Source organism: Mycobacterium sp. RTGN5 (assembly GCF_033804465.1).
GTDB lineage: Bacteria > Actinomycetota > Actinomycetes > Mycobacteriales > Mycobacteriaceae > Mycobacterium.
Genome location: NZ_JAPZLA010000013.1, coordinates 1 through 19,743 on the forward strand (window position 1 = coordinate 1; position 19,743 = coordinate 19,743).

General features: G+C 66.0%; 19 protein-coding genes. 7 read left to right on the forward strand and 12 right to left on the reverse strand.

What is annotated here, in order from left to right:
- The 4 genes from SLQ31_RS29235 to SLQ31_RS29250 all read right to left on the reverse strand — a co-directional run.
- Window positions 1–3,800: beta-ketoacyl synthase N-terminal-like domain-containing protein (locus SLQ31_RS29235; protein WP_319437694.1), on the reverse strand; the 3,800-nt coding region annotated here is incomplete at its 3' end.
- Between the two features lie 8 nt (window positions 3,801–3,808).
- Entirely contained in the window at window positions 3,809–5,419 is a 1,611-nt protein-coding gene (locus tag SLQ31_RS29240; protein ID WP_319437695.1) for a PfaD family polyunsaturated fatty acid/polyketide biosynthesis protein, read from the reverse strand.
- Between the two features lie 339 nt (window positions 5,420–5,758).
- Complete coding sequence (locus SLQ31_RS29245; protein ID WP_319437696.1) at window positions 5,759–6,136, reverse strand: hemophore-related protein; 378 nt, start codon at window positions 6,134–6,136, stop codon at window positions 5,759–5,761.
- Between the two features lie 205 nt (window positions 6,137–6,341).
- Window positions 6,342–7,235, reverse strand: a complete 894-nt coding sequence (locus tag SLQ31_RS29250) for an ion transporter (protein WP_319437697.1) — start codon at window positions 7,233–7,235, stop codon at window positions 6,342–6,344.
- A gap of 100 nt (window positions 7,236–7,335) precedes the next feature.
- Here SLQ31_RS29250 and SLQ31_RS29255 point away from each other — a divergent pair, with 100 nt between their 5' ends.
- From SLQ31_RS29255 to SLQ31_RS29275, 5 genes are all read left to right on the forward strand, one after another.
- Window positions 7,336–8,688 (forward strand): flavin monoamine oxidase family protein, encoded by a 1,353-nt coding sequence (locus SLQ31_RS29255; protein ID WP_319437698.1) that lies wholly within the window; start codon window positions 7,336–7,338, stop codon window positions 8,686–8,688.
- Between the two features lie 112 nt (window positions 8,689–8,800).
- Window positions 8,801–9,031: a hypothetical protein gene (locus SLQ31_RS29260; protein ID WP_319437699.1), complete on the forward strand. Its 231-nt coding sequence runs from the start codon at window positions 8,801–8,803 to the stop codon at window positions 9,029–9,031.
- 75 nt (window positions 9,032–9,106) lie between these two features.
- On the forward strand, window positions 9,107–9,400 hold the full coding sequence (locus SLQ31_RS29265; protein ID WP_319437700.1) for a hypothetical protein: 294 nt from the start codon (window positions 9,107–9,109) through the stop codon (window positions 9,398–9,400).
- Window positions 9,401–9,415: 15 nt separating this feature from the next.
- Window positions 9,416–9,565, forward strand: a complete 150-nt coding sequence (locus tag SLQ31_RS29270; RefSeq protein WP_319437701.1) for a hypothetical protein — start codon at window positions 9,416–9,418, stop codon at window positions 9,563–9,565.
- 82 nt (window positions 9,566–9,647) lie between these two features.
- Entirely contained in the window at window positions 9,648–11,075 is a 1,428-nt protein-coding gene (locus SLQ31_RS29275; RefSeq protein ID WP_319437702.1) for an MFS transporter, read from the forward strand.
- Here SLQ31_RS29275 and SLQ31_RS29280 read toward each other — a convergent pair.
- From SLQ31_RS29280 to SLQ31_RS29290, 3 genes are all read right to left on the reverse strand, one after another.
- The gene (locus SLQ31_RS29280; protein WP_319437703.1) at window positions 11,023–11,697 is read right to left on the reverse strand and encodes a pyridoxamine 5'-phosphate oxidase family protein; all 675 of its coding nucleotides are present in this window, start codon (window positions 11,695–11,697) and stop codon (window positions 11,023–11,025) included. The two genes, SLQ31_RS29275 and SLQ31_RS29280, sit on opposite strands and share 53 nt — an antisense overlap.
- A 4-nt stretch (window positions 11,698–11,701) precedes the next feature.
- Window positions 11,702–12,871, reverse strand: a complete 1,170-nt coding sequence (locus SLQ31_RS29285; protein ID WP_319437704.1) for an alpha-hydroxy-acid oxidizing protein — start codon at window positions 12,869–12,871, stop codon at window positions 11,702–11,704.
- 64 nt (window positions 12,872–12,935) lie between these two features.
- Complete coding sequence (locus SLQ31_RS29290) at window positions 12,936–13,811, reverse strand: LLM class flavin-dependent oxidoreductase (RefSeq protein WP_319437724.1); 876 nt, start codon at window positions 13,809–13,811, stop codon at window positions 12,936–12,938.
- Window positions 13,812–13,908: 97 nt separating this feature from the next.
- Here SLQ31_RS29290 and SLQ31_RS29295 point away from each other — a divergent pair, with 97 nt between their 5' ends.
- Complete coding sequence (locus SLQ31_RS29295) at window positions 13,909–14,322, forward strand: VOC family protein (protein ID WP_319437705.1); 414 nt, start codon at window positions 13,909–13,911, stop codon at window positions 14,320–14,322.
- A 4-nt stretch (window positions 14,323–14,326) separates the two neighbouring features.
- Here SLQ31_RS29295 and SLQ31_RS29300 read toward each other — a convergent pair whose 3' ends face one another.
- Window positions 14,327–15,451, reverse strand: a complete 1,125-nt coding sequence (locus tag SLQ31_RS29300; RefSeq protein ID WP_319437706.1) for a TDT family transporter — start codon at window positions 15,449–15,451, stop codon at window positions 14,327–14,329.
- A 92-nt stretch (window positions 15,452–15,543) separates the two neighbouring features.
- On the opposite strand from SLQ31_RS29300, the gene SLQ31_RS29305 reads away from it, so the two are divergent.
- Window positions 15,544–15,936 (forward strand): VOC family protein, encoded by a 393-nt coding sequence (locus SLQ31_RS29305; protein ID WP_319437707.1) that lies wholly within the window; start codon window positions 15,544–15,546, stop codon window positions 15,934–15,936.
- Window positions 15,937–15,944: 8 nt separating this feature from the next.
- Here SLQ31_RS29305 and SLQ31_RS29310 read toward each other — a convergent pair whose 3' ends face one another.
- The 4 genes from SLQ31_RS29310 to SLQ31_RS29325 form a co-directional block, all read right to left on the reverse strand.
- Complete coding sequence (locus tag SLQ31_RS29310) at window positions 15,945–16,418, reverse strand: RrF2 family transcriptional regulator (RefSeq protein ID WP_319437708.1); 474 nt, start codon at window positions 16,416–16,418, stop codon at window positions 15,945–15,947.
- A gap of 50 nt (window positions 16,419–16,468) precedes the next feature.
- On the reverse strand, window positions 16,469–17,446 hold the full coding sequence (locus SLQ31_RS29315) for a hypothetical protein (protein WP_319437709.1): 978 nt from the start codon (window positions 17,444–17,446) through the stop codon (window positions 16,469–16,471).
- A 285-nt stretch (window positions 17,447–17,731) separates the two neighbouring features.
- The gene (locus SLQ31_RS29320) at window positions 17,732–18,754 is read right to left on the reverse strand and encodes a hypothetical protein (protein ID WP_319437710.1); all 1,023 of its coding nucleotides are present in this window, start codon (window positions 18,752–18,754) and stop codon (window positions 17,732–17,734) included.
- Between the two features lie 388 nt (window positions 18,755–19,142).
- The gene (locus tag SLQ31_RS29325) at window positions 19,143–19,742 is read right to left on the reverse strand and encodes a cysteine hydrolase family protein (RefSeq protein ID WP_319437711.1); all 600 of its coding nucleotides are present in this window, start codon (window positions 19,740–19,742) and stop codon (window positions 19,143–19,145) included.
- Window position 19,743 lies beyond the last annotated feature (1 nt).

Below are 19,743 nucleotides of genomic sequence, written 5' to 3' on the forward strand. Positions count from 1 at the left end.
TCAATCCCCAGCTCGGCCTCCATCTCCATGCCCAACCCGAGCATGTCAACCGGATAACCCGTCTTCTCCGAAACAATCGACAACACCACATCACCCGCCGACACCGACGGAACGACCGAAACCGCTACCGCAGCAACAGGAGCCGCGGCAACAGCAGGCGCCGCGAAGTCCGCAACCGTGTCGACAACATCCTGCAACGTCCGCAACCCCGACAACTCAGACGCCGGAATCTCCGGAGCACCAGGGAACTTCGCCTGCAACGCCGCCAAAATCTCGACCTGCTTGATCGAATCAATCCCCAGCTCGGCCTCCATCTCCATGCCCAAACCGAGCATGTCAACCGGATAACCCGTCTTCTCCGAAACAATCGACAACACCACATCACCCGCCGACACCGACGGAGCAGCCGAGACCGCCACCGCGGCAACAGGAGCCGCGGGCACCGGAGCGACCACCGGCGCTGGTACCACGGCTACCGGCGCGGCAACCGCAACTGGCGCAGGCACCACCGGGGCGACCGCCACCGGCGGTGCGACCACCGGTGCTACATACGCCGGGGTCAGAACCTGCTGCGGTGCAACACTTGTCAACGCCCGGGGCGCCTGCGCAACGGTCGTCTGGCCGCCCACGATCTGGCCCATCATCTGCGTGGACATGTCCAGGAATGCCTGGTGGCTGTGCGTCACCACGTCCATGTAGCGCTGGTGCTGCTGGGCAGTCTCCTTCTGGATGCTGTCGATGATGCTCCAGACATCGCCGGACAACGGCGCCTCGACAACCTCGGCCTGCTGGTAAACCACCTGTGCCTGCTGCTGAACAGCCTGTGCCTGCTGCTGGGCTACCGGTGCCTGCACCTGGGCCACTGGCGCCGGCGCGTGCACGGCCGGTGCTTCCATCCGCTGAACCGCCGGGGCCGGCGCAGGCGCGTGTGCCGCTGCCGGCGGCGCGCTCTGCACACTTGCCCTGGTGCGCTTCGGCGTGATCGAAACCTTGCCGTCCAGGGGCGGATAGGGCTTGCCGAGGTTGGCTCCCCCGACCAGAACGGCGTGCTTCGGTGCCGCTACGAACTTCTCCGGCTCTTCGTAGTGATCGAAGAGGGCCACGAGATCCAGCGCCACACCGTCGGCAGCCAGCGCGGCCAACCCGCGATGCCAACCGATGAGCCCGTCGGCCTTCGGATCGTCGAGCGCCACCGCGCTGTGCGCCGGCGTGCCCAGGATCTTCCCGACAAGTCCCGTCAGGACGCGACCGGGACCAACTTCGATGAAGCGGGTCACCCCGTCGCGGGCCATCGTCTCGATCATTTCGCGGAACCGCACCACCTGCTGAACCTGATCGCCGAGCTGCTCGGCAACGTCCTCGCCGTACGGTTGCGCGGTGGCGTTCGCGTAGACCGGGAAGTTGGGCTGACCGATCTTGAGCGTCTTCAGATGCGCCGTCAACGGTGCGGAACTCGCGGCCACGATCTCGGAATGGAATGCCGAGGCCACCGGCAGGCGGACCGCTGTCCAGCCCTTCGACTTCGCCGCGGTTTGTGCCCACCCGATATCGGAGTCGTAGCCGGCCAGCACCACCTGGGTGGGCGCGTTGTCGTTGGCGATGACCAGCGATCCCGACTCGGGATGAGCAGCCAGCAGCGCCCGCACGTCTTCGACGGTCGCCGAGACCGCCAGCATCGCGCCATCCTTGCCTTGGCCCGCTTCGTTCATCAGCGTGCCGCGGGTGCGAGCGGTCTCGACGAGACGCTCGGTCGGTAGTACGCCCGCGGCCGCCAGTGCGGTGACCTCACCGAAGCTGTGTCCCGCGGCGGCCGTCGCGCTCACGCCGAGGACGTCGAGCAGCGCAAGCTGAGCGAGACTCGTTGCGGCGATGGCCGGCTGGGCGTTGGCCATCGCGGTGAGCTCTTTCTTCTGTGCATCCACCGCGGACGCATCGAAGACCGGCTCCGGGAACACGACGCCGGGCAGATCGGTCAGATCACCCTCGAGCCCGTCCCACACCGCGAGCGCCTCGGGGAAGCTGATCGCGAGATCGCCACCCATCCCGACGTACTGGCTGCCCTGGCCGGGGAACAAGAATGCCGTCTTGCCTTCGCGGGCCGGTCCGAAGCCGACAGTGATATTGGCGTCCTTGAGCTCGGCAACCTTGCCGTCGGCCAATGCACTGCGCAGCCGTTCGGCAACTGCCACAAGCGACTCGGCATCTGTTGCGACCAGACCCGCACGCGCTGGCTGCGAGGCGTCGAATTCCTCGGCGGCCTCGAACGCGATGCGGGCAACGCTGTCGCCGGAACGCACTGCGGCGACGATGTCTGCCGCCCGCTTCTGCAGCGCGGTCTCGGACGGCGCGCTGAGCACCACGAGTTCGCTGGGCAGTGCCCGCAGCCGCTTGGCGCGGTGCTCGCCTTGGTACTCCTCAAGCGTCACGTGGAAGTTGCTGCCGCCAAAGCCAAACGAGCTCACTGATGCGCGTCGGGGCTGATCATCTTTCCGCACCCACGGCCGCGTCTGCGTGTTGACATAGAACGGCGACTCCTCGATCCCCATCGCAGGGTTCGGGCGATCGACCTTCAGCGTACCCGGCAGTATTGAATGCTGGAGCGCGAGAACGGCTTTGATGAGTCCGGCGGCGCCTGCCGCCGCCTTGGTGTGGCCGATCTGAGACTTCACCGATCCGATGGCGATTCGCGCCGAGTCAGGACCACTGAACACTGACTTGAGGGCCGCGAACTCGGCAACGTCGCCCGCTTTGGTCGCGGTGCCGTGCGCTTCGAGAAGTTCGACCGTCGACGGGTCGTAGCCGGCGCGGTCGTAGGCGAGGCGCAGTGCCTTGGCCTGCCCTTCGGAACGCGGCGCGTAGACGCTGGACGCGCGCCCATCGGAAGAGGAACCCAGACCGCGGATGACCGCATGAATCTGGTCGCCGTCACGCTCGGCATCGGCGAGCCGCTTAAGGGCGACCATGCCGACGCCCTCACCGATGATCGTCCCGTCAGCGCCTGCGGAGAACGGCCGGCAGTCGCCGGTCGCCGAGAACGCCGGCGTCTTGGAGAAGCACATGTACATCATCACGTCGTTCAGTGCATCGACGCCGCCGGTCAGCACCACATCGGCCTCGTGAAGATACAGCCGGTGCAATGCCGACTGCAGCGCCGAAAGCGAACTGGCGCATGCGGCATCGGTGACGAAGTTGGCGCCACCGAGGTTCAGGCGGTTGGCGACGCGGCCGGCGATGACGTTGCCGAGCAGACCGGGGAACGTGCTTTCCTGCCAGGGGACGTAGTGATCCGCGATATCCTGGCAGATCTCGTCCGCCTCGTCCTCCGCCAATCCGTTCTCCAGCATGGCTTTACGCCAGATCGGCCGCTGCATCCGCGAACCCATTTGCACAACGAGCTCAGTGGTCGAGGCCACCCCGAGCACGACGTCCACCCGGTCCAGGTCGACGTCAGCGCCGCTGCGCTGCACTTCATCAAGCAGCTCCCTGGCCGCGATCAGTGCAAGGATCTGCCCGGTATCCGTCGACGGTAATGCGTTGGGCGGCAACCCGAATTTCACCGGGTCGAAGTTCACCGGGTCGATGAAGCCGCCCCGCTTGCAGTACGTCTTGTCCGGCACCTTGGGATCGGCGTCGTAGTAATCCTCGATCAGCCAGTGCGAGGGCGGTACCTCGCTGATGGCGTCGCGGCCAGAGGTGATGGTGCGCCAGAAGCCGGTGAGCCCCGACTCGCCCGGGTAGATCGCCGACATGGCGACCACCGCGATCGGAGTGGCAGTGGGCTGGTGCGTGTTGTCAGTCAAGGTAACCCTTATCCGAGAGGACGTGGACGGAAATCAAAGGCGGAGGGCGGCATCGCGACGCCCGAGGCGCGAAGCTGCCCGGCTCGAGTCACGGTTGCAGTTCCCTCAAGTAGATTGAGCGCGATCTGACGAACCGTGCGGGACTCCACCGGCTCGAGGAAACTTCCCCGCACCCATTGGTTGAAGGCCCCCATCGCCGGGCCACACCAGATCTGGTAGTCGCCGCGACGCTCAGTATTGCCGTCGCGAGCCCACTGCGAACCCGTGAACAGGTACCAGCGGAATACCAGGGCCATGCGATGTCTCGGGTCCGCTGCCGCGCGTTCCACCTGGTGTGGGTCGCTCTTGGCGAAGAAGGCTTCGGTGTCCGCCCAGATGTCGGCGACGCTGCGCCCCAGGACCGCGGTCTCGAGGTTCGCGAGTTCCGCCGGTGGGGCTTCCTCGAGCGAGGAGTAGCGGCGATAGAAGTCAGCCAGGCGGTGCCCGCGTTGGGCGAACATCGTGCCGCGCTTGAGAACCTGCACGGTCACGCCCATCTCGAACATGTCGGCGGCGGGCGCCATCGCCACGTCCGTCGATTCGGCCAGCCCCAGCAGGGTTCGGGCATCCGGCGACAAACCGCTCTCCACCGCCGACTGGTTGACCGAACCGGTCAGCACGTAGGCGGCGCCGGCGGCGAACGCGGCGGCGACAGCGGCAGGGGTGCCCAGTCCGCCGGCCGCCCCGACCCGCGGCAGGACGGAGTAGCCGTAGGCTGCGGCGATCTCGTCGCGCAGGCTGATGAGCCGCGGAAGCAGCACGGTCAACGCGCGGTTATCGGTATGGCCGCCCGAATCCGCTTCGGCGGTGATGTCTTCCGCGATCGGGATTCCGCTGGCGAGCGCGGCTTCCTCGGCGGTGAGGCGCCCCTCGGCGACCAGCGCGCTCAGCATCGCTTCCGGTGCGGGCAAGAGGAAGTGACGAGCGACCTCATCGCGAGAGACCTTCGCGAAGATGTGCCCGGCCCGGACGATGTGTCCGTGCGCATCGCGCCGCAGACCTTTTGCGGCGTACAGGACGACGGCAGGAGTGAGGCGCATGAACGCCGAGGCGGACACGTAGCGGACACCCAGGCGATGGAACAGGTCGACCGTCGCCAGTTCGATGCCGTCGCTCTGGACGTTGTGGATGAGATTGGCGCCCCACCCGTCGGAGTCCCGGCCGAGCGCGGCTTGTATTTCCAGTACGCCGGCTTCGACGGTGGCCAGGTCGAGCCCGGCACTGCCGTAGAACGCCATCACCCCGGCGCGGACACCCTCGACGGTCATCTGCGGGGTCGCAATCCCGCGCGCCATCTCGCCGACGACGTAGGGGAATCGCACGTTGTGCGTTGCGGTGAAACTGCGGTCGCCGAGCCATTCCGGATAGATCGCCGGCAGTACGGCAAGCAAGTCTTGGCGCAAGATCTCCGACGTTAGTTGCCCGACGTTGTCCAGGACCACGGCACGCGGTCCCTGCGCCGAGTTCACGACGGCAACCGGTCGCCGGATTGCTGCCAGCGCCTCGCCGACGTCAGGTCGATCAAGGAGCGCTTCAGCGACGCCATTGGTCGGATGAGAGTTAGCCAAGGTGGCCTGCATGGGGAGGAACTCTAGCTTTACGCGCGCGACAAATCCCGGTTTTAGAACACGTTCATTCGCCCGGCGGGCTACCCATCGGTAACTCTGTGGGAATCCTACGGTGCCATCTACCACGGCCGTTGCCGAAATGACACACCGGCGGTCGTTTTCTCGTCACTTCCGCCGAAGCGGCGATCAGCCCTGCAGCAAAGCCCGATGTGGGGCGATTTCACCGACTCGGGCCAGCGCGACGGGGTAAGCCAAAGGTCGGAACAAATACCATAACCGTGTTTATGGTGTGCGGTTGCCCTCGGCGAGGGCGGCCGTGCCGGCCGAATCGGAATCCGGCCAAACGCAGGGTCAGTAATTCATGCAGGTGTTCGCGACCTGCGTTATCTGCGGGCCGATCTGGGCGTAGATCATTGCTTGCAACGCTGGGTTCACTGCTTGCTGCTGTGCCAACTGCTGGTGGCGCTGGTCGATCGGCATGGCCAGGAACTGCTGAATATTAGCCTGCATATCGGGTCGCGCATTGAGCTGCTGGGCCAGCGCCGGAGCCTCCGCATTCAGGGCAGCCGTGACCTGGGCGTAGCTGCAGGACGTGTTAGCCAGCGCGTCGGTGACCGGATCGGCCGAGGCGGGTCCGGCCGACAACAGGGGAATCGCGGCCGAAAAAGCGCTGATGATGACGACAGTTCGTAAGCACCGTGCTGATTTCATGGACAGGTGCCCTTTCATTTGCCAGGAGTGGCGATCGCCGTGGCGGGGGCCAGTTAATCATGGCGACTCCACGCCGTGGAGGGAACGCTTCCATCTATAGGTAATGCTCAGGTTCCGGCCGCTGGTCGGCGTCCACCTGTGCCGTTGTCCTCGCGAATCTGTGAACTTTCACCAGGCCAGATAAGTGCCGGAACGCATCGCGGCGCTGTGATGCACGGCCCCGCTAGCCAGGACCGGCCGCGCCGTCTGTAGCTGGCCCTCGATCGTCGCGGTGTGAGCGCTGCAATTCCCGCTCGGCGTCCTCGAGTGCTTCGCGCGCCGCCCGCAAGCGGTGCAGCAGGTCGTCGGTCTCGTGCTTGGCCCGATCGGCCGAACGTGCCTCCTCCATCGAGTTCAGCACGATGCCGATGAACAGGTTGAAGACGAGGAAGCTCAGGATCACGGTGTAGCTGATGAAGAACAGCACCGACCAGGGTGAGACCTGCAGTCCCATTTCGACGTTGTCGGGCAGGTTCTCCAACGTCAGCATGATGTACATCGTCAGCATCGCCCGGCCGATGTTCCCGTAGTGGTCGGGATCGTGATTGGCGAACAGGACCCAGCCGAGCATCCCGTAGATGTAGATGAGCAGCGCCGTCGCCGCGGCCAGGGATGCCACCCCGGGGATGCTTCTGGCGATCGCGCCGATGACCACGCGCAGATCGGGCAGGAACCGGATGATGCGCACGATCCGCGCCAACCGCACCAGTCGAAGCAGCATCGCGGTCGCCCGCAAGCCCGGCAAGAAGGAACCGGCGATCACAACGAAGTCGAAGATGTTCCAGTGGCTCTTGGCGAACTCGCGGACATTCCATCCGGCCGCGGTGAACCGGATCAGAAGCTCGATGACGTAGATGGAAAGGATGACGTTGTAGAGCACATCGAAGACGCCGTGGTAACCGGCCGTGACCGAATCGAAGGTCTCCCAACCGAGGACTGTGGCGTTGATCACAATGACGATCACGATCGCGGTTTCGAACACCGGATTGGCGATCAGCCTTCGGCAGCGCTCGACGATGGCCGGCACGGGTTTGGCGGTTGGCGGTTCGACCGCGGAGTCGCGCGACGTGGATTGCACGGTTAGTGCATAGCAAAGGTTGGAGCTTTTCACGCGGCAAACCGCGAGCACATCTGTGGTTTCCCTGTGATCGACCTGGCGAGGCGATAGCGTCAGCGCCATGCGTGCGGTCGGGCGGCGCGGGTTCATCCTGGGTTTCGGCGCACTCGCCGCGACACCGCTGCTGCCCGCTTGCGGCGACGCAGAAGACCGCGGCGCAGAAGAACGCCGCGCAGGAGAACACCGTGGCGATCACGTCGTGGTCGTGGGTGCCGGCTTCTCAGGGCTGGCGGCGGCTCGGCGACTGGCCGACGCGGGTGTGCGCGTCACCGTGCTCGAAGCCCGCGATCGGATCGGTGGCCGGACTCACACCGACACCTCGTTGGGCGTGCCGATCGATATCGGCGCCTCGTGGATCCACGGCACCGAGAACAACCCGCTCACCAAACTCGCCCAAGACGTCGGCGCCAAGACCGTGCCGACCGATTTCGAAGACTTCGTCCTGATCGAGAATCACCAGAAGGTCGATCCGAAAGCCGCCGCGGCGTTGGTGCCCGACTGGCACCGCATCATCGAGAAGCTCGATGACCTCAGCAGCGACGCCAGGCCCGACGAATCAGTGGCCGACGGCCTGGTGGGGATCGCGGACCTCGACGATCCGCTGGTCGCATGGAACGTGACCTCCCGCACCGCAGGCGAATACGCGGCCGACCCCGACCAGCTGTCGCTGCGCTGGTTGGGCAGCGAGGGTCAGTTCAAGGGGCCCGACGTCATCCTCCCCGGCGGCTACACCCAGCTGTCGCAGCACCTCGCCAAGGGTCTCGACATCCGCCAGCGCACCGAGGTCACCCGGATCTCGCACGGCGGCGAGCAGATACGCCTGGACACCTCGCAGGGGTCCGTGACCGCCGACCGGGTGATTGTCACCGTCCCGCTCGGCGTACTCAAAGCGGGAACCATCGCGTTCGACCCGCCACTTCCCGAGGCCAAGCGCCACGCCATCGACAAGCTCGGGTTCGGGCTGCTCAACAAGGTGGTCGTGGCGTTCGACAAACCGTTCTGGCCGGCGTCCACGCCGATGATCGGGCTGGTCGGCAACAACCAGCCGGTCACCGATCTGGTCAATGGCCTGGTCATCGCGGGCAAGCCACTGCTGGTGGGGCTGCGCGGCGGGCAGGCCGCGTGGTCGCGTGAATCGCTGTCCGACCAGGACGCGGTGGCCGAATTGATCACCGCCATCGATGCGCCCACTCCCACTGGATCCATCGTGACGCGTTGGGGCACAGACCAATACGCCCGCGGCTCGTACAGTTTCATCGCCGTCGGGTCGAGCCCCGACGATATGCACGCGCTCGGCGAACCGGTCGGCGAGCGACTCCTGTTCGCGGGCGAGGCCACCAATCCGGAGTGGTTCGGCACCGTCCACGGCGCCTACCTGAGCGGTCTGCGCGAGGCCGACCGGGTGCTCAGCTAGCCGTTTCTCGGTGCGCGCTGCCAACAGCCTGCCGGTGTCCCAAACGACTGGCCTTCCCTGTCCAGTGGGCGCAACGTGGAGGCATAGCGATTTCTCCGAAAGGAGACTGGAGATGACAGCAGCCGCCGCCAACATGCCGACTCGCTCGGAAGCGCAGGCGCTCTTGGGGATGCTCGAACGGATGCGGGCGAAACTGGTGATGCAGCGCGCCGAGTTGGCCAGGCAGCTGCGCGAGGTGTCCAGCCGCGTCGACGGGATCGACCGTCAACTCGACGATCTGACGGTCAGCTCGGAATGGTTGTCCGCGGTCGCCCGGCACCCGAGCACCCGGTTGCGCGCTTAACTCACCGCGGGATCGCCTGACGGCGCCTTCCTTGTCCGATACGGTGAGACACCGGTCGGTGAAAGTGGGGGCCACATGCGCGATCGAATGGGGCGTTTCGGAGCCTGTGCCCTGGCGGTGGTGTCGCTGCCGTTCGCTGGAATCTCCTGGGCACCAACAAGTTCAGCCGATGACGGCTGCGGTGCCGGGATGTATTTCAACTGGGAAGCCAATCAGTGCGAGTACTACGACGACGTGAACGTGTACATCAACCCGTGCTGCTATGTCGGCCCAGCCGGGGTCGGCCCACTGGGACCAGGCCCCGTCGGCCCCGGCCCCGTCGGACCGGGCCCCATCGGACCCGGCCCCATCGGGCCCGGCCGGCGCTGATCGAGGGAGGACGCTGTGGCTGAGCGCGACGACGCCGGAGACCAAGACCGCCCCGGCGAGCGGATGGAAAACCAGCCCCCGCAGGGCAACACCGAGGACATCGTCTTCCCGGAATCGTTCCGAAAATTCTGGCGCACGCTGCTCGGCCCGTGGGGACGGCGCTGACAACACACATCGCGCGGTGTCCTCACATACGATGCTCTCAATTTGCCGGGCAGCGGCGGAACCGCCTGAGGAGTGAATCTTCGTGAGTCAGCCACTCGCCGATACCGATTCCCTGTCCCGCCGACAGATCGTCCTGCTGGTGACGGCCCTGGTCTTCTCGGTGATGTCCTTCTCGCTGAACGCCACCATGTTGTCGCCCGCCGTCCGCGACATCAACGAGACGCTCGGCCCCGGGGCGTTCGCCGCCATGTCGACGCCGTTCTTCATCGCCGGGGCGATCGCCAACGTCGTGCTGATCCGGTGGAGTGATTACATCGGACGCAAGCGCGTGCTGATCGGCATCCTCGTCGTGTGTGTTCTCGGCACGGTGCTATGCCTGAGCAGCTCGCTGCCGATTGTCATGGTGGGCCGATTCCTGCAGGGGGCCTCGAATATCACCTACGGTCTGGGCTTCATGATTCTGCGGGCCCGGGTCAGCGGCGCGACCTTCGGTGTGTGCTGCGGGCTGATGGCGTCCATCAACGGCGGCGTGGCCGGCGGGGACGCGTTCCTCGCAGGCATCATGACCGATGCCTTCGGCTACCGCTCGATCTTCATGCTCACCACGGTCGTCGGCCTGATCGCGGTGGCCTTCGCCTGGAAGTGGGTTCCCGCCGACGAACCGGGAGCTCGCTCCGAAGGCCGGATGGACTGGATCGGTGCGGTCTTCATCGCGCTGAGTGTTGGCGGCCTCACGATGTTCATGTCCAACGGCGGACACGGCGGATGGACGTCGACACCCGCGCTGGTCTGGCTGGCGGTAACCGGGGGGGCCTTCGTGGCGCTGGTCGTGGCCAACAACCGCGTCGCACATCCCGTCATCGGGCTCAAATACATTCGGTCCCGGGAGGCATGGCCGCTGATCGTCGTCACGATCCTGGTCGTTGGGTCGTTCATGGTGATACAGGCGTTCGTCATTCCCAGCATGGCCGAAGACCCGGATTCCGGCTTCGGGCTCAACGCGACGATGACGGCCCTCTTGTTCCTGACCCCGGCTGCCGTCGTGCAGCTACTCGCCTCGCCGTTCGTCGGCCGGCTCGCCGTCCGCATCGGCTTCGTCACCGTGATGCGGGCCGGAATCGCCGCCACGATCGTGGTGGTCGCGCTGATGGCAGTCTTCGCCGACAATAAGTGGGCGATCGTGGCACTGATGGTGGTCTACGGAATCACCTGCGGCGCAGTGATACACACGCCGCTGATGTCGCTGGGCGTACTGCAGGCATCCGACGAGGCGCCCGGCGCGCTGCCAGGACTGGCCAACGCCAGTTATGGCATCGGCTTCTCATTGGGGTTTGCCTGGGCCGGTCCGATCGTCGGCTCCGGCACGGATTCGACGTTCCAGCACGCCTTTTGGACGTGTGTGACCATCGGCGTCATCGCGCTGGCATTCAGTTTCGTTCTTCGACCCAAACCGCTTGCTAGCGAAGGTGTCTCCCCCGGCGGTTCGACAGCTCCCCTGCCAGCGCATTGACCGACGGCGGCACCGGGGTGGCGGGATCGCAGTCCGGTGCGCGTTGCGGCTCGCCGTAGACCGTGGTCAACGGAACCACCCCGGCCCATGCCCCCGCGGCGACGTCATCCTCGTCGTCCTCGGGCCACCCGTCACCGATCTTGAGCGACCAGTTGTCGGCGGCAATCGGCATCCGCAGCACCATGGTCGCGGCGAGCTCCTTGCGCGAGCTCGCGCGAAGTTCGGCCACCCTGCCGGGGATGAACGTGTCGGTCAGCGTCTCGAGGTAGGACACCTTGTCGGCGTCCGGGATCGGCTCGAAGGTTCCGAACAGCACCGCGCTGCGGAACTGGAAGGAGGATTCGAATCCGCTGCGCGCCACCAGAACTCCATCGAGTGCGGTGACGGAAACCGCGGCGGCCGCACCACCGGCCAGCTGGCGCATCCACGGCGAGCCCGTCGAGCCGTGAATGACCAGTTCGTCGTCGATGCGGGCGAAGCCGATCGGAAAGATCACCGGATGTCCGTCGCGGATCAACGCGATGGTCGCCAGCGGTGTCGCGTCGAGCAGCTCGTCGAGCCGGGTACGCGAGGTGTTCTGCTTCTCCGGCAGGCGGCTGACGCTGGTAGATGGTTGCGGCATCCGTTTACTGTCGCACGGGCCGCAGCGAGGCGGGGGTCAGATCGGCCAGCGTCGGGTAGCCGTCGATGGCCATGATCAGGTCCGCCTCGGCCAGCATCGAGCGCAACACATGAACGATTCCTTCGGTGCCGGCCAGCGCGGCGCCGTACGCGTAGGGCCGGCCGATGCCGACCGCCTTGGCGCCCATGGCCAGCGCCTTGACAATGTCGGCGCCGGAGCGGACGCCGGAGTCGAACAGCACCGGCACGTCACCGGCGGCGGCGACCACGTCAGGCAGGCAGTCAAGCGCGGGAAGGCCGCCGTTGGCTTGGCGCCCACCGTGGTTGGAGCAGTAGATACCGTCGACGCCGGCGTCGATCGCCCGGCGGGCATCGTCAGGATGGCAGATGCCCTTGAGGATCAACGGCAGTGACGTCAACGACCGAAGCCACGGTAAGTCGTTCCAGGTCAATGAATTTCCGAAGTTGCTGACCCAGGGCAGCACGGCGTTACGCGGATCGGCGTCGATATCGCCGTCGGCCTTGGCGCGGAAAACCGGGTCGCTGATGTAGTTGGACAGGCACATTCCGCGCAACTGCGGGAAGTTGGACGTGGCAAGGTCGCGCGGCCGCCAGCCCGGCACCCAGGTGTCCAGGGTCACCACGATGCCGGTGTACCCCGCGGCCTCCGCGCGGTGGACGAAACTTTCGGCCATCTCGCGATCGACCGGGGTGTACAACTGGAAAAGTCCTGGGGTGTCGCCGAATTGGGCGGCCACCTCCTCCAGCGGATCCATCGTCAGCGTCGAGACGCACATCGGCACGCCGGTCGCCGCCGCGGCGCGCGCGGCAGCCAGGTCACCGTGCCGGTCGATGGTGCACAGCCCAATCACCCCGATCGGCGCCATGAACACCGGCGCAGGCCAGCGTCGTCCCCACAGTTCGACAGACAGATCCCGCTCGGTGGCGCCCACCAGCATCCGTGGGATCAAGCCCCACTGCTCGAAGGCGGTGACGTTCGCGCGCTGCGTGCGCTCATCGCCGGCCCCACCGGCGACATACGACCATATCGACGGCGAAAGAGCCTGGGCAGCACGAGCTTCCAGTTCCGCAAACGACATCGGCAGGCTGGGCACTACGCCGGTGAGGCCCTGAAAGTAGATCTCGAGCTGGTAGTTCCCGTACGGCTGGGTCATGACTCGTCCTTCCGGCGCGAAATCGACGCAATGGCGACGCCTACTCGACTTTCTACGCCGAAACTCACGCTTGGGCGGAGATCTCACCAACAAGTTCGGCGACGCGGCGCAGCTGACCGATGTCGGTACTGGTCGGGATCAGGTGCAGCTCGCTGGTGCCGATCGCGGCGAACCCGCGCAGCACCGCAACGAGTTCCTCATCGGTGCCCGCCCACCCGGTGGTCGGCGCCATCGCCTCGACGTACTCCCGCGGAATCCAGTTCATGTAGTGCAGCAGGTGCTCGATGACCTGCTGACGGGGACCGCCCCCGTCGCCGATGGCGAACCAAAACGACGTCGCGAGATGGGGTTCGGGCTTGCCCGCAGCCGCCCACGCGTCGCGGGCGACGTCGAACAACTCATTCTGCTTGTCGAGGTCGAGGTCCATCGAGATACCGGTGATGCCGTCGGCCCACTCAGCTGCGCTGCGCAGGGTTTTGGGCCCGGTGGTGCCGACCAGCAGCCGCGGCCCGCCGTCGCGGGCGGGCCGAGGTCCAACCGGCAGCACCGATTCGGTGACCTTCTCCCCCGCCCAGACCCGCTTCATGACCGCCACCCGCTCGGCCATCTCCCGCATGGTCTGGGTTTTCGGGTCCGCGCCGGCGGCGCGGTAGTCCTCGTGGCGACCTCCCACTCCGATGCCGACAGTCAGCCGCCCACCGCTGAGCAGGTCACCGGTCGCCAGCGCCTTGGCGAGCATCACCGGATTGTGCAGCTGGGGAACCACCACGGTGGCCACCAGCGGCACCCGTTCGGTCCAGCCGCACAGCGCGCCCAGCAGCGTCAGCGAGTCCGGATTGGCGAAGGCGATCCGCTCCCCCCAGCACAGCGAGGAGAACGGTCCCTCGTCGATCGTCTTGGCCCACTGCTTGAGGATCTTCGCGTCGACGTCCGGTTCCATCACCGGCAGGGTCATCCCAATCTGCACGATCGCGATTCTGGCATGACCTGCGCATGCGCCGCCCGCAGCGGTCTCAGCTACTGACAGGATGAGCGGTATGCCGATTGCCACCGCCGCCGTCGCCCACGTACGTCTGACCATCACCGACATCACCGCCTCGCGCCGCTTTTACGACGACGTCTTCGGCTGGCCTGTCCTGGTCGCACTGCCCGACGACGCCGACGACGCGACCCGCGAGCAGCTCTCATTTCTGTTCGGCGGCGTCATCTACAACATCGGCGACGCCCTGATCGGGCTGCGGCCAACCGGCACCGGAACCTTCGACGAGGATCGGGTCGGTCTGGACCACCTGGCCTTCCGCCTGCCGAGCCTGGGCGACTTGGAGCGGGCCGCGGAACACCTCGACAAACTCGGCATCACCCACGAGCCCATCAAGGACATCGGGGTGGCCTACATCCTGGAGTTCCGGGATCCCGACAACATCGCCCTGGAGCTGACCGCCGGGAAATAGCAGCCTATTTCACCGGATCCTTATGCGCCTTGATCGGCCCGGCACTGGGCGGCGGGTTCAGCAGATTGCCGCGCAGGCTGCCGCGGGTGGTGCGAATCGCGACCAGCAGCCAGGTGCTCAGCAGCCCGACATAGGCGATCACGGCGGCCACCTTGAACGCGGGCAGTTGTGTGTGGACCGCCAGCTGCGTGGTGCCCGTGACGAAGGTGCCGACCGGGAAGGTCAGGCTCCACCACGTCAGTGCGAATGGCATGCCGCGGCGCAGCGTGCGGACCGTCAGCGACGTCGCCAGCGCGATCCACAGCACGGCGAAGCCCCACATCGGCACCCCGAAGATGATCGCGAAAGCATTCAGGTCCTCGGCCAATTCCGGTGGGACGGCCCGCGCCGCGTTGAGGCCGAGAAGTCCTGCGGCGGTGATGGATTGGCCGATGGGGCCGAGCACGATCCACAGCGTGGGCACCCTGGCGGTGCCCGACGTTCCGTAGAGCGCAAGCCTGCTCCAGATCAGCGTGATGATGATCATCGCGGCCACCAGCGACAGCCCGAACATCGCATAGCAGCCGTAGAGCATGGTGGTGCGCCCGGTGCCCGGCGCCATGTGCGGGATGAGCAACGCGCCGCTGGCCGCCGACACCATCGGCGGCACGATCGGCATCAGCCAGCCGCCGAAGGCGGCGTCGGGCTCGACGTTGTGCTGGGTGAACATCAGGAACGGAATGCTCACCGCGGTGAACAGGCCCCCGATGGTGCCTGCGCTCCACAGCACCCAGTCCAGGTCGACGGCGAGGCGTTCGCCGATGAGGTCGCGGCCGATCAGCACGGCGCCGCTGCCGACGGTCATCAGCGCCATCGGCGCCGCACCGTAGAAGTGCGCCATTTGGGGATTTCGGGCATGGCTGCGCGCGACCGTCGGGTGGCGCAACCAGTGCAGGCCCACCATCGCGAGCAGCGCGAGGAGCAGCACCGCGGCGATCACCCACACCACCTCGGCGAAGCCCCGCAATCCCCACACGTGGATCGGCAACGTCGCACCTGCGGTCGCCACGATTCCGGTACCCATGACCGATGCGAACCAGTTGGGTCCGATATTGCCGAGCATCTCGACCCGACTCTGCGGTGTTGCCATAAGCCAGAGACGGTACGGCATACGCCGACCGCAACTGGGGATGCCGGCATTCATTGCAGGGCATAGCCGAAAGTGCTTGACTGGTAACGGTAATGGCAATCGCGTTGAATCACACCATCGTCGCGGCGCACGACAAATACGAGTCCGCCGGGTTCTTGACCGAGCTGTTCGGGCTGCCGGATGCCGTGCCCATGGGCCATTTCCTGGCGGTCACCCTCGCCCACGGGCTCAGCCTCGATTACGCGGATGTGGCGCCCGACGAACCGATTCGCCCTCAGCACTACGCCTTCCTGGTCTCCGAGGACGAGTTCGACGCCATCTACGCGAAGATCACCGAACGCGCACTGCCGCACTGGGCCGACCCGCGGGCAGCCCGGCCCGGTGAGATCAACCGGAACGACGGTGGCCGCGGCGTCTACTTCCGCGATCCGGGCGGCCACTTCCTGGAGATCATCACCCGGCCGTATGGCTCCGGGGCCGGCTGAGGCGCGAATCAGCCGCTGTGGCCGCGCCGGTCTTCCTGGCCGAGGTAGTCGTGGGCAAAGGTGGCGACGTGCTCGGGCAGTTGACCGCTGGCCACATCGGCCAGGCTGGTTTCCTCGAGTACCGAACGCATGCTGGCGCGCAACGCCCGCCACACATCGGTCAGCGCCGCGGTCGGCCCGCTGTAGGGCAAGTCGCCCAGGCCGATGTCACGCACGCTCGCCAACGGCCCGTCGATGCAGCGCAAGACGTCGGCGATGCTGATCTCCGCGGCCGGGCGGCCCAGCTCGTAGCCGCCGTCGCGGCCGCGGTGGCTGCGTACCAGCCGGTCGGTGCGTAAGTCGGACAAGATGTCGACCAGGAACTGTGCCGGGATGCCCTGGGCCTTGGCCAGATCATCGGTCTTGACCAGCGCACCGGTGTCGACGGATGCGAGCTGGGTCATGGCGCGGACGGCGTACTCGGCCTTCGCTGACATCCGCATGCCGCGAATTCTGCCACTGCTGGGTCGGCAGCCGACCGTTCAGGAAGGGTTCAGTGCCGATGCGACCGATGTAGCCCAGGCGCCTTGGCGGCTTTAGGAGGCGTCACAGCCCTGCGCAGGACGTCGCCGAGACCTGCCAGCGAGACGCGCACCTGGCTCAGTGATGCCTCGGCGCGCTGCCGCAACGTGGACTGCGGGGCCTTCGTGCGCGGGACGGCCTTGTTGCCGTCGGTCAGATTGGTGGCGCCGTTGACCGTCGTCGGCTTGTTCAGGTCCGGGTCGGCCTGGCCGGGTCGGTTTGTCCGATCGGCGGAGGCCGCCGGCTTGGACGTGACCACCGATCCGCGGCGATGACCCAACGTCGCCCGCAGCGACGTCGTGCGCTCGACGGGTGCCGGCCGCGTGACCTGGCCAAGCCGGGGCGGGGTCGGCAAGGACCGCCTGAGGCGATCAGCCAGCTCGGTCAGCTGCTTGCGGACCTCGGTGCGGATTGCCTTGACGACCATCGACGGTGGCCCCAGCGGCGCCGCCGCGGCCCGCAGGGCAGCGGTGATGGTGGCGTCGGCACCGTTGGTCAGCCTCGCGAGGGTCTCCACGGTGCGCCTGGGGGACGCCGTGGTGATCGTCCCGGCCGCGTCGGTGACTTCGACCGCCTGGACGCTCACATAGCCGACGTAGTCGGCGACCGACGTCACCGCATGCTGCAGGGCGGGGTCGACGACGGGGACCGGAATCTTGGCGGCAGCGACGTCCGCCGGCCGGCCCCGGAGCAGGTCGGCGACCGCCGTGGGTGGCACGGACGGCGGCGGGGGCGGCACACGTGCCGGCGTTCCGTCCACGACGGGTTGCACCCGGAGCGCTTCCTCGATTGCTCGCCCACTGAGCATGGTGACGTTGGTGACGACCCCGGCGACGGATCTGTTGAACAACTCCCCCGGACCTGAGTGGGCCGGATTTTGGGCAATCACCTCGAGGAGAGCCTGATCGAGGGCGGCTCTGGACGCAGTCGAGTCAGCCGAAAGCTTCACCGGAGGAACGCGAACATCCGACGGAGGCGCCGAAACGGGGTTGGCAACAACCACTGTGGCGCCGACGAGCGCCACCCCCGCCGTGAATACCGTGCCGATACCCCGCCTCAGTGTCCTCACCCCCTGGCGATTCCTGGCCTATAGCCGGCTTAAGAGTACCTGAGAATAAGCTAAGAGAGGAGACCCAATTTCCGAAATTCAATTATTCGAATTTGACGCGGACGAAAAACAAGGTGCCCCTCCTTTTCGCAAAGGCGGGGCACCAAGTTTTCAGGGTGCAGTGAATTATTTCGCGGACTTGCCTGCCGAAGCCTTGGCGCCGGCCTTCTTGGAGCTCGCGGGACCGTGCTTGCCGCCGGCCTTCGCCGACCCACTGTTGGAGTGAGCGGCTCCCGCTTTCTCACCCGCGGAGTTGCCGTTGCTGGAGCCGGCGTCAGCGGCCGGCGACTCCTGCACGGCAGCGACGCGGAGCGAGGATGCCGACGAGCTCGCCGCGGCGGCCTGGGCCGCTGCGGGAGGCGGTGCGGGGTTCGCGGTGGCGAGTGCCGTTTGAACGTCCTTGACCACCGTGGATATCACCGTCCGCACGCTTGGGACGTACGCCGAGATGGGAGCGGGGGCATTCACGCCCGGGCCGATGGTGATTGCGGTGAGCGCACCCGGAACGCCGGTGGGCCCGAACAGACCGTCGACAACGGCGTTCCACGTGTTCTCGAACGGATTCGCCGAGCTCAACGCGGCGACGGCGTCCTGGAAAACCTTCACCATGCTACCCACCACGACCAGGCCTTGATTGACCATGACGGTGAGGATCTGAGGCGCCAAGGTTGCCAGGGCGGTGGCCACGGCCGCAGCCCGGGTTACCACGCCCGTAAAGACGTACTGCCCGGTCGCGAGCGCTTCCTGGCCGGCCGCCGTTGCCGCGGTTACGAAGGTGTTGATTGCGCCGGGAATATCCAAGGACAGCAGGTCCCCGGCGGCGTTCCACACGCCTTCGCTGAGCAGAAACGCGCTCGTGCCCAGTCCCTTGCCCGTTTGGTAGAAGTAGTCAGATCCGTTGAGGCCCAGCTGGCTCAGGATCGGCAAACCGTCTTTGATGAACTGCGGAAGGGCACCAACTGCCGACAGTGAGCTCCACGGCGGTGGTTGCGGGAGCGGACCGGCAGTATTGAACATGAATGTATTTGCCAGGCCGAGGCTCGCGATGAGTTCGGACAGCGGGCTGTCGAAGCCCGCCAATGCGACCTGGGCGGCGGTCGGCAGCTGCAGGTCGGGCAAGGCGAGATGGGCCTGCGTTACGGGTGTCATTGCAATAGCACTGGCACCGACGACTGCGGCAGTTCCCGCAATGAGCTGTGAACGTATGGAGATTTGCATTTCAAACCCTCCCGGGCTGGGGGTCAACACTGACAAAGCTGAAGATACCTGAGAGGAACCTGAGAAAAAAGGATAATTGACGATATTGCCAGAAATTCTTTTTTTCGGCCTAGTCAAAATTCCCTGAAGTGAACAGGGAGTGAACTCAAATTTCCACTTGAGCTGGGTAAACTGCACAAATTACGCCTTCTGGCAAACTCATAGGTATTCGCCATCGACAACACAATCGACGGTTCGGAACATTGCCACTCGTCAGTGGAGGCCCATTTTTCTCAGGTTCTGGGCGGATTTCTCTCAGCTAAGGCCAAGGTTGGCGGCCTCAGCTGGGGATGGCAGCCGCATCCGGGACCACGACAGCGAACAGATCCGTCAGCGCCGCGAGACTGGCCACCTGCAGTGTTCCCGCAGGTATATCGGGACCGTCGAGACCCGGCAGCGACCGTGTCGCGGTCGCGCGGGCAACCACCGTCGGCGCGTACCCGAGGTTGAACGCTCCCCTGGCCGTGGAGTTCACACACATATGTGTCATGAACCCGGCGATGATCAAATTCTGCGCGCTCACCGACTTCAGCTGATCGTCCAGAGCGGTCTGCACGAATGAGTTCGGGTAGTTCTTGACCACCACCGGTTCGCCCTCGCGGGGCGCGACCAAGGGCACGATCGCCCCGCTCTCGCCATCGACGTCATACAGCGAACCGGGACCGTCGTCGTGCTGGATGTGGATCACCGGTATGCCCGCTGACCGGGCCCGGTCCAACAGCGCGGCGGCTTCGTCCAGCGCGGCCTGCACGCCCTCCAGCTCCATCACGCCGCGCGTGTAGGTGTTCTGACAGTCGATCAGGATGAGAGTTGAGTCAGCCAGGCTCGGCGGGTGCAGCGGCAGCCCCGCCAGCGCGCGAAGGGTCGTCGGTTCAGTCATG

What these genes read in the sequence shown, in the direction of transcription:
- SLQ31_RS29290 (WP_319437724.1), bottom strand. Translation starts at nt 13,811, where the DNA reads ATGGAACCGGACGTCGACGCGAAGATCCTCAAGCAGTGGGCCAAGACG.
- SLQ31_RS29295 (WP_319437705.1), top strand. Translation starts at nt 13,909, where the DNA reads ATGCCGATTGCCACCGCCGCCGTCGCCCACGTACGTCTGACCATCACC.
- SLQ31_RS29240 (WP_319437695.1), bottom strand. Translation starts at nt 5,419, where the DNA reads ATGCAGGCCACCTTGGCTAACTCTCATCCGACCAATGGCGTCGCTGAA.
- SLQ31_RS29265 (WP_319437700.1), top strand. Translation starts at nt 9,107, where the DNA reads ATGCGCGATCGAATGGGGCGTTTCGGAGCCTGTGCCCTGGCGGTGGTG.
- SLQ31_RS29325 (WP_319437711.1), bottom strand. Translation starts at nt 19,742, where the DNA reads ATGACTGAACCGACGACCCTTCGCGCGCTGGCGGGGCTGCCGCTGCAC.
- SLQ31_RS29305 (WP_319437707.1), top strand. Translation starts at nt 15,544, where the DNA reads ATGGCAATCGCGTTGAATCACACCATCGTCGCGGCGCACGACAAATAC.
- SLQ31_RS29285 (WP_319437704.1), bottom strand. Translation starts at nt 12,871, where the DNA reads ATGACCCAGCCGTACGGGAACTACCAGCTCGAGATCTACTTTCAGGGC.
- SLQ31_RS29320 (WP_319437710.1), bottom strand. Translation starts at nt 18,754, where the DNA reads ATGACACCCGTAACGCAGGCCCATCTCGCCTTGCCCGACCTGCAGCTG.
- SLQ31_RS29310 (WP_319437708.1), bottom strand. Translation starts at nt 16,418, where the DNA reads ATGCGGATGTCAGCGAAGGCCGAGTACGCCGTCCGCGCCATGACCCAG.
- SLQ31_RS29245 (WP_319437696.1), bottom strand. Translation starts at nt 6,136, where the DNA reads ATGAAAGGGCACCTGTCCATGAAATCAGCACGGTGCTTACGAACTGTC.
- SLQ31_RS29260 (WP_319437699.1), top strand. Translation starts at nt 8,801, where the DNA reads ATGACAGCAGCCGCCGCCAACATGCCGACTCGCTCGGAAGCGCAGGCG.
- SLQ31_RS29280 (WP_319437703.1), bottom strand. Translation starts at nt 11,697, where the DNA reads ATGCCGCAACCATCTACCAGCGTCAGCCGCCTGCCGGAGAAGCAGAAC.
- SLQ31_RS29255 (WP_319437698.1), top strand. Translation starts at nt 7,336, where the DNA reads ATGCGTGCGGTCGGGCGGCGCGGGTTCATCCTGGGTTTCGGCGCACTC.
- SLQ31_RS29300 (WP_319437706.1), bottom strand. Translation starts at nt 15,451, where the DNA reads ATGGCAACACCGCAGAGTCGGGTCGAGATGCTCGGCAATATCGGACCC.